Consider the following 12,898-nt stretch of genomic DNA (forward strand, 5'->3'; position numbering starts at 1 on the left):
GACAGCCCGTAGGCCACGCAGAACATCAGGATCGGGATGCTCGGCTCGATGGACCCGGTCGGCGTGAAGCCGAGCAGCCCGGACAGATGGCCGTCCTGGAAGACGAACACCAGCCCACCGAACATCACCGACAGGCTCAGCAGATTGAGCGCCGACGCCTTCAACGGCGCCACGACGCTGCCGGTCATGACGAAGAGCACCGCGAACGGCGAGACCGTGCCAGAACCCGCTGCGCTCGACCCGGGCGGAACCGGCACGGGCGACTCCGTGGCCCAGCAGGGCGAGCGCGGCCGGGAGCGCGACGGTCGCACCGGCCACCACGGCGACCACGACCGCGACCCCCGCGTACGCGAACGAGCGCAGGAACGGGAAGGGGAAGGCGAACAGCACCGACAGCGAGGCGGCGGCAGGCGCGCGGCAAGCGGCGGATGAGCGAGATCCTCGACGCGGCGGCGGCGGCGGTGTGGTGGCGGCCTCCGAGGAGGAGCGGGCGGCCGAGGTGCGCGAACTGAAGAAGGTCCTGCGCGGCTATCTGGCCCCGCTGGACGGTTGATTCCCCGACCCGAGCGGGGGCATGGTGATCGGATGACCAGCGATGAGGTGCGCGACGGAGTCACGCTGACCAACCTCGACCAGCCCCTGTTCGACGGCGCGGGCGCGACCAAGCGCGACCTGGTCGACTACCTGGACGCGGTCCGCGACCGCGTCATCCCGGTGCTGCGCGACCGGCCGCTGTCCGTGGTGCGGGTGCGGCAGGGCCAGGCGCCGTTCATGCAGAAGAACGTGCCCTCCTACGCGCCGGACTTCGTGCGGACGGTCACCCTCTGGGCCGAGTCGTCGCAGCGGCGGGTGTCGTACGCGCTGTGCGACGACCGGCGCACGCTGCTGTGGCTCGCCAACCAGAGGGCGGTGGAGTATCACCCCGCCCTCGTCCACGCCGGCCACTGGGACCGTCCCACCCATCTCGTGCTCGACATCGACCCGCCGTCGGCCGAGGCGTTCCCGCAGGCCGTCGCCGCCGCCCGCCTGGTCGGCCGGGCGCTGGCCGACTCCGGCCTGTCGGGGGCGGTGAAGACCAGCGGCGCCAAGGGCCTGCACGTGTTCGTGCCGCTGGAGGCGCACACGACGGAGGACGTCGCCGCGGCCACCCGCGCGCTCGGCGTACGCGCAGAACGCCTCGACCCCGCCCTCGCCACGACGGCGTTCATCCGGGAGGACCGCGGAGACAGGGTGTTCCTCGACTCGACCCGGTCCGGCGGGGCGACCGTGGTGGCGGCCTACAGCCCGCGCGTACGGCCCGGCGTCCCGGTGTCGTTCCCCGTGGCCTGGGACGACCTGGACCGGATCACCCCCGGCGACTTCACCCTGCACACGGCGGCGGGGTTGCTGCGGGACGCCGATCCCTGGGCCGCGCTCATGCCGGAGCCGCAGCGGCTGCCCCGCGACCTGATCGAGGAAGGCCACACGATCCCGGTCGCCCGTGTCCAGGCCATGCACGAGGGCAAGCGCCGCGCCCGCGCCCGCCGCGCGACCTCGTGAGCCAGGTTGGCGACAGCGTGTTGCTATAGTTCGCGACATGCCGTCGCCAACCTCGCGCCAGAGCTGGATCCCCCTCGTCGTGCTCGCCACGGGCGTGTCGATGGTCGTCATCGACGCCACGATCGTGAACGTGGCGGTGCCCGCGATCATCGCCGACCTGGGCCTCGGCGCCACCGACGTGGAGTGGGTCAACTCGATCTACTCGCTGATGTTCGCGGCGCTGCTCATCCCGTTCGGCCGGGCCGGCGACCGGTACGGCAGGCGCCGCCTGTTCGCCCTGGGTGTCGCGGTCTTCCTGCTGGCGAGCGTGCTCGCGGCGGTGTCGGTGAACGGGCCCATGCTCATCGGCGTCCGAGCCGTCCAGGGGGTCGGGGCGGCGATGGCCGTCCCGATGACCCTCGCGATCATCAACCGCGTCTATCTCGGCCGTCAGCGGGTGATCGCCTTCGCGGTGTGGGGCTCCATCATCGGCGGCATGGCCGCCGTCGGCCCGCTGGCGGGGGGCTGGCTCGTCACCGAGCACGGCTGGCGGGCCGCGTTCTGGGTCAACCTGCCCATCGGCGCGCTGCTCCTGCTCGGCTCGCTGCGGGTGCCCGAGTCGCGGGACGGCCATGCGGCGGGCGGCGACCTGGCCGGACTCGTCCTCGCCGTGCTCGGTACGACCGGCGTCGTCTTCGCGCTGATCGAGGGCCAGAAATACGGCTGGTCGGAGCCGCGGCGGACCGCGGACCTGTTCGGCCTGCGGTTCGAGAGCGTCTCCCCCGTGCCGTTCGCCTTCGGCATCGGCATCCTCGCGCTGGTCGCCCTCGTCGTACGCGAACGACGGCGCGTGCGCGCCGGCCGGCCCGTGCTCGTCGACCTGACGCTGTTCGAGCTGCCGAGCTTCCGCTACGGCGCGATGGCGGCGGTGATCGTGGCGCTCGGCGAGTTCGGCATGATCCTCGTGCTGCCGCTCTTCCTGCAGTCCGCGCTCGGCTACACCGCCTTCCGGGCCGGCCTCGTCATCGCCGCGCTGGCCCTCGGCACCTTCGTCGCGGGCGGGCTGGTCCCCCCGCTGTCGAGGACGTTGTCCCCGCGGACCATCGTGCGGATCGGCCTGGGCATGGAGGCCGTCGGCGCGGCCGGCATCGGCCTGTCCCTCGCGCCGGACATGGGCGCCTGGCGGCCCGTGCCGTGGCTGCTCCTCTACGGCGCGGGCATCGGCTTCGCCACCGCGCAGCTCACCGGCGTCCTCATGGCCGACGTGCCGGAGCGTCTGTCCGGCGGCGCGTCCGCGCTCCAGAGCACGGTCCGCCAGCTCGGCGCGGCGCTGGGAGTCGCCATCCTGGGCGGGGTGCTGGTGGCCGGGCTCGGCTCGGCCGTCGAACGCGGGCTCGCCGACCGGCCCGAGCAGGTCCGCACGAGTGCGGCGCGCGCGGTCGAGGAGAGCGCCGGCGCCGCCATCCCCGCGCTCCGCGACCCGGTGATCCACGCGGCGGCGGTCGAGGCCGCCGCCGAGGCGACCCGCAGGGTCACGTTCATCACGGCGCTTGCGCTGCTGGCCGGGGTCGGCGTCACCCTCCTGCTCCCCCGCACGCCGGTCGTGCGGGACGAGTCGCCGGAGCCGGTCGCGGCGGGCGGGCCGGATACTGGAGGTCGCGACCCGGACATGTAGGAACCCTGGAGGTGAGATGCCGAGGATCACCGCGGCGACCGTCGCGGATCACCGGGCCAACCAGCACGCCGCCCTGCTGGAGGCGGCGCGGGAGATCCTGGCCGCCGAGGGCGTGCACGCGCTCACCCCGGCGGCCGTCGGCGCCCGGATCGGCCTGGCCCGCTCCAGCGTCTACCGCTACTTCGCCTCCACCGCCGACATCCTGGCCCAGCTCGTGGAGGACGCCTTTCCCCGCTGGTCGGCCCGGCTGCGCACCGCCATCGCCCCCGCCGCCGGGCCGGACGGTACGCTGCCCGCCAGGATCCGCGCGTACGGCAGGGCCGCACTCGACTTCGTCGGCAGCCCCGACTACGCGCTGATCCCGGCGCTGCAGGCGATCGGGCTGCCGGGCGAGTGCCGGGTCCGGGTGGACGAGCTGCACGGCGAGCTGATCGCCCCGCTCGCCGACGCACTGCGCGAGGCCGGGGCCGACCATCCGGCGCTGCGGGCCGAGCTGGCGTGGGGCGTGCTCCGGGCAGGGGCCCGCCGCCTCATGCCCGACGCGGCGGCGCGTGATGCGGAGCCCGTGGACGCGGACCAGATCATCGAGATCACCCTCGACGTGCTCACCCGCGCCCTGCACTGATCCCTGCTGAGGCTGCCGGACGCTGACCTCGGCGGGGCCGGTCAGGGCTTGCGGGCGACGGCTCCCAGGATGCCGGAGTCGCCCGGGTCCGTCGGCACCTCCCAGGGGACGTCGGGCCGCCACGCCTGCACGGGGACCAGGCCGGGCTCCAGGATCTCCAGCCCGTCGAAGTACGACGTGATCCGCGCCAGCGACCGGCCCGCCAGCCCGCCGGAGGAGGTCGCCGAGTAGACCTGCTTGCTCGCCTCGACGACGTCCTCCTGGATGTCGCCCTTGTAGATGTGCGAAAGCACCAGGTGGCCGCCCGGGACCAGCCGTTCCCGTATCTCCGCCACGATGCGGGCGGCGGTCTCGTCCTCGGTCACGAAGTGCAGCACCGAGACCAGCAGGACGGCGAACGGCCGGGTGAAGTCGATGTGGGCCCGCACCGCGGGGTCGTCGAAGATGGCGCCGGGGTCGCGCAGGTCACCGCTCATGACCATCGTGTCCGGGTTGTCGGCCAGCAGCGCCCGCGCGTGGACGAGGACGACCGGGTCGTTGTCCACGTACACGACCCTCGAGCCCGGGGCGTGCCGCTGCGCGACCTGGTGGACGTTCTCCTGCGTCGGCAGCCCGGCGCCGATGTCGACGAACTGGGTGACGCCCGACTCGGCCAGGTGCCGTACGGCGCGGCCGAGGAAGCCGCGGTTCTCCCGGGCGATCTCCCGCCCGTCGTTGCCCATCTGCCGGCCGATCGCGAGCATCTTCTCGGCGGCCTCCCGGTCGGCCGGGAAGTTGTCCTTGCCGCCCAGGTAGTAGTCGTACATCCGGGCGACGCTGGGGACGGTGGGATCGATGCCCGCCGGTGCCTGTCCGAAGTCGTCCATGCGTCCGCTCCTCGCCGATGGGATCGCTCCCACGGATTCTATGGCCTTGATGATCTTCCCTTGAGATTCATCCGCGGGCAATGGGGCAGCGGCACGCCGACGATCTCAGGAGGACGCATGACGCCACGCATGACCCTGACGGCGGCGGTGCTCAACGCACCCGACGCACGCGAACTGGCGGTCTTCTACCAGCGGCTGCTGGGCTGGCCGATCGACCAGGACGAACCCGGATGGGTGACGTTGCGCCCGCCCGGCGGCGGGACGGGCCTGTCGTTCCAGACCGAGAAGCTGTACGAGCGGCCCGTATGGCCCGCGGAGCCCGGGGAGCAGCAGATGATGCTCCATCTGGACATCGAGGTGGACGATCTCGGCACGGCCGGGGCCCACGCCGTCGAGGCGGGCGCGACCCTCGCCGACCACCAGCCGCAGGACGACGTGCGGGTCTACCTCGATCCGGCGGGGCACCCGTTCTGCCTCTGGGTCAAGACGGGCTGACCGCTTCCCAGATGATCTGGCGGCGAGGACGACGGGCGTGTGAAAGCGGATTAATGCGGGCGACATTCCACGGACGGTGACCGCGTAACAACGCCTGGTCAGACTTCCGGAGTATGAGCGAACCGAGAAATGCCGCCGGCGGGGGCGGTCACGCGTCTCCCGGCCCGCATCCCCGGCATCCCCATCATCGGGACCATGGCGTCCGGTCCTGGCGGCGAGAGATCGCGGAGCTGGCCGCGCTCTTCCTCGCCGTCGGCCTCGCCCACGTGCTCACCACCCTGCTCGGCCACCGGGACCCCGGCCCGGTGGTCCTCGTCGGCCTCGGCCTGGCGCTGATCCTCGGCTCGGCCGCACACAGGCGGCTGTCGGCCTCCGGCGGCGTACGGCTGCGCGCCCGGGTCAGGGCCGAGCAGCCCACGAGCCTGTGGCGGGTGCGGGCCAGGGTCGCCGAGCGCCCCGGCCGCCTCGCCGCGCTCGCCGGGGCGTTCGCCCGGCTGCGCTGCAACGTCCTCGCCCTGCAGATCGCGCCCGCGGGCAGCGCGGCGATGACGCCCGGAGGCTGCGAGGCCCTGGACGAGTTCATCGTCGAGGCCCCGGCCTCGCTCACGCCGCTCGACCTGTGGCGCGCGGTCGACCGGGCCGGCGGGGCGGACGCCGTCATCGTCCCCGCCCAGGTCAGGGACCTCATCGACCCCGGCATCCAGGCGCTGCTGCTGGGCCGGCGCGTACGCGACGACCCGGGCGAGCTGGTCGCGGCCATGACCGAGTTGCTGCGGACGGCGGACATCCGCCGGCACGATTCCGGCGAGACGGCTCCCGAGGGAGACCCGACCGTGATGACCGTTCCGGTGCCGGACGGCGGCGTGCTGGTGGCGCGGCGGCCGGACCTGCCGTTCACGCCGACCGAGACGGCGCGGGCCGCCGCGCTGGCCGCGGCGGCCCGGCACCGTCAGTGGGCGGACGAGTGAGGTGGTCCTCAGCCCGCCGCGTCGAGCCGGCCGAGCTCCTCGGGTGACAGCTCCAGGTCCACCGCCTTGACCGAGTCGAGGATCGTCTCCGGCCGCGACGAGCCGGGGATCGGAATGACCACCGGCGCCTTGGCCAGCATCCAGGCCAGGCACACCTGCTGCGGGCTCACGTTGTGGGCCCGCGCCACCTCCGCGAACGGCGCGAAGCGCGAGCCCAGCTCGCCCGCGCTGGAGCTGCCGCCGAGCGGGCTCCAGGGCAGGAACGCGATGCCCAGCTCCGCGCACAGCTCCAGCTCGGGCTCACTGGAGCGGAAGGCCGGGGAGAACTGGTTCTGCACACTGACCAGACGGCCGCCGAGGATGTCGTTGGCCTGGCGGATCTGCTCGGGGTTCGCGTTCGAGATCCCGGCATAGCGGATCTTGCCCGCGTCCAGCAGGTCGCGGATCGCCCCGACCGAGTCCTCGTACGGCACCCGCGGGTCGGGCCGGTGGAACTGGTAGAGGCCGATCGCGTCGACCCCCAGCCGCTTGAGTGAGGCGTCGCACGCCTGCTTCAGGTGGTCGGGTGAGCCGTTGATCGTCCATGAGCCGTCGCCGGGGCGCAGGTGCCCGCCCTTGGTGGCGACCAGCACGTCCGAGGTGTCCCCGTCGTAGCTCGCCAGAGCCTTGGCGATCAGAGTCTCGTTGTGGCCCACCTCGTCCGCGTGCAGGTGGTAGGCGTCGGCCGTGTCGATCAGCGTCACCCCGGCGTCCAGTGCCGCGTGGATGGTCGCGATGGAACGCTGCTCGTCGGGCCGCCCTTCGATGGACATCGGCATGGCCCCGAGACCGATCGCGCCGACCTGCACGTCGCCGATGCGGCGAGTCCGCATAAAAGATCCCCCTTCGAAGGACACAGATCTAAGTTCTGTGTCCTATCCTGCGAATCCGGCATTAAGCCGTCCAACAGAAGATTCCGATCGCATTGAGCAGCGTGGGTGATGAGCGGTGGAGCTGCGGCAGCTCAAGTACTTCGTGGCGGTCGCCGAGGAGAGCCACTTCACCCGGGCGGCCGAGCGCCTGCACATCGCGCAGTCCGGCCTGTCGGCGTCCATCCGCGCGCTCGAACGGGAGCTTGGCGCCGACCTGTTCCGGCGCAACACCCGGCAGGTGCGGCTCACGCCCGAGGGCCGGGCGCTGCTGGTGGAGGCCCGGCGGGCGCTCGCGGCGAGCGACGCGGCCCGTGACGCCGTGGCCGCCGTACGCGGCCTGCTGCGCGGATCGCTGTCCATCGGCTCCCTGCAGTGCCTGCACGCGGTGGACCTGCCGGCGGTGCTCGCCGGGTTCGTGGCGGCCCACCCCGGCCTCGACATCCGGCTGCGCCACGGCGGCTCGGGCGAGCTGGTCGAGCAGGTGCGCGAGGGCCGCCTCGACCTCGCCCTGGTGTCGCGCCCGGCCCGCGAGCCCGACGACGTCGTGGTGACCCCTCTCGCGACCGAGCCGCTCGTGCTGGCCTGCGCGCCGGAACACCCGCTGGCCGCGCTCGGGAGGGTGGGGCTGGAGGCGCTGCGGGGCGAGCGGTTCGTGGACTTCCCGCCCGACTGGGGCACCCGTACGCGGGCCGACGAGGCGCTCGCCGCCGCCGGTGTCGACCGGCACGTGGCCCTGGAGGTCACCGACGTCCACTCCCTGCTCGATCTCGTGGGGAACGGCCTCGGCGTCGCCCTGGTCCCGCGGTCGTTCTCGGCGAAGACCCGCCGCGTGCGCTTCCCGGAGCTCGCGGATCCGGCTCCGATGTGGGAGACCGTGGCGGTGAGCGGAGCGCCGGGCGGGGCCGCGGCGGCGGCGCTGCTGGACGAGATCCATCGCGCCACTCGATAGTTTCTAGTCAAAAATCACCCAAGTTGGTATATAAGTCCTCATAAGGCTTCGGGTCTCGGCCCTGGGCCACCCCAACAGCCGACGACCACGAAGGCGGCTCTCATGAGCGTGCACGTCCACGTCCGCCTCAACGACGGTTACGCCGTCACCGAGGACGGACACCTGCTGGAGCTGAGCAGCTGCCACTGCGGCGCCTCGTGGGAGACGTCGTACCGGGTGGACGAGGGCGAGCCGGAGAGCATCTGAGCCCCACCGGCATCCCGGGCGGTTCCTTCATCGGATCCTCATGGAGATCTCAGCGGAGGCCGAGACGCGCTTCCTAGCGTCGTGAGACGACGACACGACGCGAAGGACGATCCCGGTGACCGTTGACACACTCCGCCCGCCCCGGCCGGCCGTGGGAGCCGTACCCCGTCGGGTGCCCGCCCGGCTCGCTGCTCCGGCCGTGCTGCTCGCCGCCACGGCGGTGCTGTACGTCTGGGGGCTGGGGGCCTCCGGCTGGGCCAACTCCTTCTACTCGGCGGCCGTCCAGGCGGGCAGCGAGAGCTGGTCGGCCTTCTTCTTCGGCGCCTCCGACGCGGCGGGCGCCATCACCGTGGACAAGACGCCCGCCGCGCTGTGGCCGATGGCCCTCAGCGTGCGGATCTTCGGGCTGAACTCCTGGAGCATCCTGGTCCCCCAGGCACTGATGGGCACGGCTGCCGTGGGCGTGCTGTACGCCACCGTCCGCCGCCGCTTCCCCGTCTGGGCGGCGCTGCTGGCGGGCGCGGTCATGGCGCTGACCCCGGTGGCCGTGCTGATGTTCCGGTTCAACAACCCCGACGCGCTGCTGGTGCTGCTGCTCACGCTGGCGGCGTACTGCCTGGTGCGGGCGCAGGAGAAGGCGGACACCCGCTGGCTGGTCCTCGCCGGGCTCTGCGTCGGCAGCGGCTTCCTCGCCAAGATGCTCCAGGCGTTCCTCGTGCTGCCGGGCTTCGCGCTCGTCTACCTGGTCGCGGCTCCGGCGAGCCTGCGCCGGCGGCTCGGCCGGCTCGCCCTCGCGGGCCTGGCCGTCCTCGTGTCGGCCGGATGGTGGCCGGCGATCGTCGCGGCGATCCCCGCGGACTCCCGGCCGTACATCGGAGGGTCGCAGGACAACAGCGTGCTGGAGCTCGCGCTCGGCTACAACGGCCTGGGCCGGCTCAACGGCGACGAGGCCGGCGGACTCGGCAACACCAACCAGCAGGCCGGACTGCTGCGCCTGTTCGACACCGAGGTCGGCGGGCAGATCTCCTGGCTGCTGCCCGCCGCGCTCATCCTGCTGGTGGCCGGGCTGTGGCTGCTGCGCCGGGCCCCGCGTACCGATCCGGCCCGCGCCGCGCTCGGGGTGTGGGGCGGCTGGCTGCTGGTGACCGGCCTGATCTTCAGCCTGATGCAGGGGATCTTCCACGCGTACTACACGGTCGCGCTGGCCCCGCCCGTCGCCGCGCTCGTGGGCATGGGCGCGGCCCTGCTGTGGGAGCGCAGGCGCCGCCCCGCCGCCGTCGTCACGCTCGCGGCGACCGTGGTCGTGACCGCCTGGTGGGCTTCTGTGCTGCTGTCGCGCGCCTCCGGTTGGCTCCCCTGGCTGGCGCTGGCGGTCCCGGCCGCCGGCGCGGTGGCCGCCGTGGCGATCCTCGCCCTGCGGCGGGCGCGCGTGCGGCTGTTCGCCACGGCCGCCGTCGCGGGGCTCGTGGCCTGCCTGGCCGGCCCCGCGGCGTACGCGGTGGAGACGGCGGCCACCCCGCACACGGGCGCGATCCCGTCGGCGGGACCGAGCGGCTTCGGCGGACCCGGCGGCTTCGGCGCCCGCGGAGCCTTCGGACGGGGCGGCTTCAACGGCGGTCCGCGTGGCGCGTTCCCCGGCCGGCCCGGTCAGGGCGGACTCCCCGGCGGGTTCGGCGGCGGGCGTGGCATGGGCGGCCCAGGCGGTGGCCCAGCAGGTGGTGCGGGTGGCGGGCTGCTGAACGCGGCGACGCCCGGCGCCGCGCTCACCGCGCTGCTGTCCGCCGACGCGGGACGCTACACCTGGGTCGCGGCGACCGTCGGCTCCAACAACGCCGCCGGATATCAACTGGCCACCGAGAAACCCGTCATGGCCGTCGGCGGCTTCAACGGCACCGACCCCGCGCCCACCCTGGAGCGGTTCCAGCAGTACGTCGCCGAGGGACGGATCCACTACTTCATCGGCACGGGCATGGGCATGGGGCGCGGCGGGACGAGCGGCAGCGACGAGGCCACCCGGATCGCCGCCTGGGTGCAGGAGACCTTCGAGCCGCGGACGGTGGACGGGGTCACGGTCTTCGACCTCACCACCGCGGCCACTCCGTCGGCAGCCGCCTGACCGTGCTCACCGGTCGGCGCGGGCGATGATCTCCAGCAACGCGGTGTGCGTCTCCCGGTCGGCGGCCACGACGAGCCCGCCCGCGCCGGTGTGCAGCGGCTCGCCGTGGATGCCGGTCACCACGCATCCCGCGGCCTGGCACACCGCGATTCCGCTCGCGAAGTGCACGCTGTCGCGCAGATGGCCGTCGGTGACGTACGCGGCGCGCCGGCCGGTGGCGACCCACGCCACCGCCAGGGTGGTGGAGACGACCCGTGGGTGGAAACGCCCGGCGAAGCCCGGGTCGGCGAGGAGCCCGGCGGCCCGGAAGGCCGGTGCGTTCGGGAACGGCGGATCGAGGTTGACGTCCACCAGTCGCGATTCGGCCGACGGCGTGAGCGGCTCGTCCCCGGCGTCGCGGCGGACGTAGGCGTGAACCCCGTCCGTCCAGAACACCTCGCCCGCGAACGGGTCGGCACAGGCCGCCGCCGTGATGGTCGAGCCCACGCGCAGGGCGACGTTCACCGCGACGAGCATGGTGCGCGCTGCGTAGTTCCGCGTACCGCACAGGGGATCGACCAGCCACATGCGCTCCGCGCCGTCCCGCCCCGTGCGTCCGCTCTCCTCGCCCGTCACGGCGTCGTCCGGACGAGCCGTGCGGATGACGCCGAGTATGGCCTTCTCCGCTTCGATGTCCGCGGCCGTGGCGAAGTCGTCCGCGGATTTCGCGAAGCGCGTCAGCGATGTCCCCCACATGGCGCGCACGACGGCGGCTCCGGCCTGCGCCGCCGTCAGGGCCAGTTCCTCGTCTGTGATCGGCACGAAGAACAGGACTATCACGATGGTCGGCGCCGTCGTGCTGCACGGGTGCGGGGCTCTCCCCAAGGCGATCGGTTCTCACTAGGCTGATCCAGAAGTTTCCTCTGTTCAGGTGTTGGAGCCGCTCATGTCCCCCGCCTCGCCGGATGTCGCCCTCGCCCGCCGTCAGTCGCTCGCGGACCTGCTCCGGCGCTCCGCCCGGCGGCACCCCGGCCGCCTGGCCGTGGCGGACGCGGCCCGATCCCGTACGTACGCGGAGCTCGACGAGGACGTGACGCGGGTGGCGGGCGCGCTGGCCGCCCGGGGCGTGCGTCCCGGGGACCGGGTGGCGGTGCTGTCGCGCAACAGCGTGGACTACGTACGGACGATCTTCGGCGTGGCCCGCGCCGGCGCCGTCCTCGTGCCGGTCAACTTCATGCTCGGCGCCGACGAGATCGCCTACGTCCTGTCCCACTCCGGCGCGGTCGCGCTGATCGCGCAGGACGCCCTGCTGCCGGTGGCGCGCGACGCGGCCAAGCAGGCCGACGGGCTGCGGCTGCGCATGGTGTACGGCCCGGCGCCGGAGGAGGGCTGGGAGCCGTTCGACTCGCTGCTTCGGGAGGACGTCGCCGAGCCGGTCGTGCCGATCGGGCCCGACGACCCCGCGCAGATCCTCTACACCTCGGGCACGGAGTCACGCCCGAAGGGCGCCGTGCTGTCCCACGCCGCGCTGATCGCCCAGTACGCGAGCTGCGTCATCGACGGCGGCATGACCCGCGACGACGTCGAACTGCACGCGATGCCGCTGTTCCACTGCGCCCAGCAGCACTGCTTCCTGGTGCCGGACATCCAGCTCGGCGCCTCCAGCCACATCCTCCCCGGAGCCGACCCCGCCGCCGTACTGGAGGCGATCGAGCGCAACAGGGTGACCAAGTTCTTCGCGCCACCCACGGTGTGGATCTCGCTGCTGCGCCACCCGGACTTCGACCGGCGCGACCTGTCCTCGCTGCGCAAGGGCTACTACGGCGCGGCGATCATGCCAGTCGAGGTGCTGCGGGAGATCGGCGAGCGCCTGCCGGACGTGCGCCTGTGGAACTTCTACGGCCAGACCGAGATGGCGCCGGTCGCGGTGATGCTCCAGCCGGAGGACCAGATCCGCAAGGCGGGCTCGGCCGGCCAGGCCGCCCTGAACGTCGAGACCCGGGTCGTGGACGCCGACGGCAACGACGTCCCTCCCGGGGAGATCGGCGAGATCGTGCACCGCAGCCCGCACGCGATCCTCGGCTACCTGGACGACCCCGAGAAGACCGCCGAGGCGTTCCGGGGCGGCTGGTTCCACTCCGGCGACCTCGGGGTGATGGACGAGGAGGGCTACCTCACGGTCGTCGACCGGATCAAGGACATGATCAAGACCGGCGGGGAGAACGTCGCCAGCCGCGAGGTCGAGGAGGTCGTCTACGAGCACCCGGCGGTCGCGGAGGTCGCCGTCGTCGGGGTCCGCCACCCGAGCTGGATCGAGGCGGTCGTCGCGATCGTGGTGACCAAGCCGGGCGCGACCGTCACCGAGGAGGAGCTGCGGGCCCACGTCCGCGCTCGGCTCGCCGCGTTCAAGGTGCCCAAGGCCGTCGCGTTCGTGGACGCCCTGCCGAAGAACCCGAGCGGCAAGATCCTCAAGCGCGAACTCCGAGACCGCCACGCCGCCCTCGCCGACCGCATCCCCGGCACCCGCTGAGCTTCATCGGCGGTTACCAG

13 protein-coding genes are annotated in these 12,898 nt (G+C 73.1%); 10 read left to right on the forward strand and 3 right to left on the reverse strand.

All coding sequences use genetic code 11. From position 1 onward, the window contains the following. Nucleotides 1-36: 36 nt before the first annotated feature. The 4 genes from Msi02_RS44330 to Msi02_RS27975 all read left to right on the forward strand — a co-directional run bounded on the left by Msi02_RS44330 (nt 37) and on the right by Msi02_RS27975 (nt 3,818). Nucleotides 37-432, forward strand: a complete 396-nt coding sequence (locus tag Msi02_RS44330; RefSeq protein WP_204051023.1) for a hypothetical protein — start codon at nt 37-39, stop codon at nt 430-432. A 153-nt stretch (nt 433-585) separates the two neighbouring features. After that, on the forward strand, nt 586-1,539 hold the full coding sequence (locus Msi02_RS27965; protein ID WP_204051024.1) for a DNA polymerase domain-containing protein: 954 nt from the start codon (nt 586-588) through the stop codon (nt 1,537-1,539). Nucleotides 1,540-1,576: 37 nt separating this feature from the next. After that, nucleotides 1,577-3,193: an MFS transporter gene (locus Msi02_RS27970; RefSeq protein ID WP_204051025.1), complete on the forward strand. Its 1,617-nt coding sequence runs from the start codon at nt 1,577-1,579 to the stop codon at nt 3,191-3,193. 16 nt (nt 3,194-3,209) lie between these two features. Then, nucleotides 3,210-3,818 carry a TetR/AcrR family transcriptional regulator gene (locus Msi02_RS27975; RefSeq protein ID WP_204051026.1) on the forward strand — a complete coding sequence of 203 codons (609 nt, stop codon included), beginning with the start codon at nt 3,210-3,212 and terminating at the stop codon, nt 3,816-3,818. Between the two features lie 41 nt (nt 3,819-3,859). On the opposite strand, the gene Msi02_RS27980 is transcribed toward Msi02_RS27975, so the two are convergent. Continuing rightward, on the reverse strand, nt 3,860-4,684 hold the full coding sequence (locus Msi02_RS27980; protein WP_204051027.1) for an SAM-dependent methyltransferase: 825 nt from the start codon (nt 4,682-4,684) through the stop codon (nt 3,860-3,862). Between the two features lie 117 nt (nt 4,685-4,801). Here Msi02_RS27980 and Msi02_RS27985 point away from each other — a divergent pair, with 117 nt between their 5' ends. Then, entirely contained in the window at nt 4,802-5,179 is a 378-nt protein-coding gene (locus Msi02_RS27985) for a VOC family protein (protein WP_143737928.1), read from the forward strand. 113 nt (nt 5,180-5,292) lie between these two features. After that, nucleotides 5,293-6,147 carry a hypothetical protein gene (locus Msi02_RS27990; protein ID WP_204051028.1) on the forward strand — a complete coding sequence of 285 codons (855 nt, stop codon included), beginning with the start codon at nt 5,293-5,295 and terminating at the stop codon, nt 6,145-6,147. 8 nt (nt 6,148-6,155) lie between these two features. On the opposite strand, the gene Msi02_RS27995 is transcribed toward Msi02_RS27990, so the two are convergent. Beyond that, on the reverse strand, nt 6,156-7,019 hold the full coding sequence (locus Msi02_RS27995) for an aldo/keto reductase (RefSeq protein WP_204051029.1): 864 nt from the start codon (nt 7,017-7,019) through the stop codon (nt 6,156-6,158). Between the two features lie 115 nt (nt 7,020-7,134). Here Msi02_RS27995 and Msi02_RS28000 point away from each other — a divergent pair, with 115 nt between their 5' ends. The 3 genes from Msi02_RS28000 to Msi02_RS28010 all read left to right on the forward strand — a co-directional run bounded on the left by Msi02_RS28000 (nt 7,135) and on the right by Msi02_RS28010 (nt 10,369). Next, nucleotides 7,135-8,007 carry a LysR family transcriptional regulator gene (locus Msi02_RS28000; RefSeq protein ID WP_204051030.1) on the forward strand — a complete coding sequence of 291 codons (873 nt, stop codon included), beginning with the start codon at nt 7,135-7,137 and terminating at the stop codon, nt 8,005-8,007. Between the two features lie 102 nt (nt 8,008-8,109). Then, entirely contained in the window at nt 8,110-8,253 is a 144-nt protein-coding gene (locus tag Msi02_RS28005; protein ID WP_204051031.1) for a hypothetical protein, read from the forward strand. Between the two features lie 115 nt (nt 8,254-8,368). After that, a complete protein-coding gene (locus Msi02_RS28010; RefSeq protein WP_204051032.1) occupies nt 8,369-10,369 on the forward strand; it encodes a mannosyltransferase YkcB-related protein in 2,001 nt (666 codons plus the stop codon). Between the two features lie 6 nt (nt 10,370-10,375). On the opposite strand, the gene Msi02_RS28015 is transcribed toward Msi02_RS28010, so the two are convergent. Beyond that, on the reverse strand, nt 10,376-11,170 hold the full coding sequence (locus Msi02_RS28015; RefSeq protein WP_204051033.1) for an inositol monophosphatase family protein: 795 nt from the start codon (nt 11,168-11,170) through the stop codon (nt 10,376-10,378). A gap of 124 nt (nt 11,171-11,294) precedes the next feature. Here Msi02_RS28015 and Msi02_RS28020 point away from each other — a divergent pair, with 124 nt between their 5' ends. Then, entirely contained in the window at nt 11,295-12,878 is a 1,584-nt protein-coding gene (locus tag Msi02_RS28020) for an acyl-CoA synthetase (protein ID WP_204051062.1), read from the forward strand. Nucleotides 12,879-12,898: the final 20 nt, after the last annotated feature.

Source organism: Microbispora siamensis (assembly GCF_016863095.1).
Classification (GTDB): domain Bacteria; phylum Actinomycetota; class Actinomycetes; order Streptosporangiales; family Streptosporangiaceae; genus Microbispora; species Microbispora siamensis.

What these genes read in the sequence shown, in the direction of transcription:
- Msi02_RS44330 (WP_204051023.1), top strand. Translation starts at nt 37, where the DNA reads ATGCTCGGCTCGATGGACCCGGTCGGCGTGAAGCCGAGCAGCCCGGAC.
- Msi02_RS27965 (WP_204051024.1), top strand. Translation starts at nt 586, where the DNA reads ATGACCAGCGATGAGGTGCGCGACGGAGTCACGCTGACCAACCTCGAC.
- Msi02_RS27970 (WP_204051025.1), top strand. Translation starts at nt 1,577, where the DNA reads ATGCCGTCGCCAACCTCGCGCCAGAGCTGGATCCCCCTCGTCGTGCTC.
- Msi02_RS27975 (WP_204051026.1), top strand. Translation starts at nt 3,210, where the DNA reads ATGCCGAGGATCACCGCGGCGACCGTCGCGGATCACCGGGCCAACCAG.
- Msi02_RS27980 (WP_204051027.1), bottom strand. Translation starts at nt 4,684, where the DNA reads ATGGACGACTTCGGACAGGCACCGGCGGGCATCGATCCCACCGTCCCC.
- Msi02_RS27985 (WP_143737928.1), top strand. Translation starts at nt 4,802, where the DNA reads ATGACGCCACGCATGACCCTGACGGCGGCGGTGCTCAACGCACCCGAC.
- Msi02_RS27990 (WP_204051028.1), top strand. Translation starts at nt 5,293, where the DNA reads ATGAGCGAACCGAGAAATGCCGCCGGCGGGGGCGGTCACGCGTCTCCC.
- Msi02_RS27995 (WP_204051029.1), bottom strand. Translation starts at nt 7,019, where the DNA reads ATGCGGACTCGCCGCATCGGCGACGTGCAGGTCGGCGCGATCGGTCTC.
- Msi02_RS28005 (WP_204051031.1), top strand. Translation starts at nt 8,110, where the DNA reads ATGAGCGTGCACGTCCACGTCCGCCTCAACGACGGTTACGCCGTCACC.
- Msi02_RS28020 (WP_204051062.1), top strand. Translation starts at nt 11,295, where the DNA reads ATGTCCCCCGCCTCGCCGGATGTCGCCCTCGCCCGCCGTCAGTCGCTC.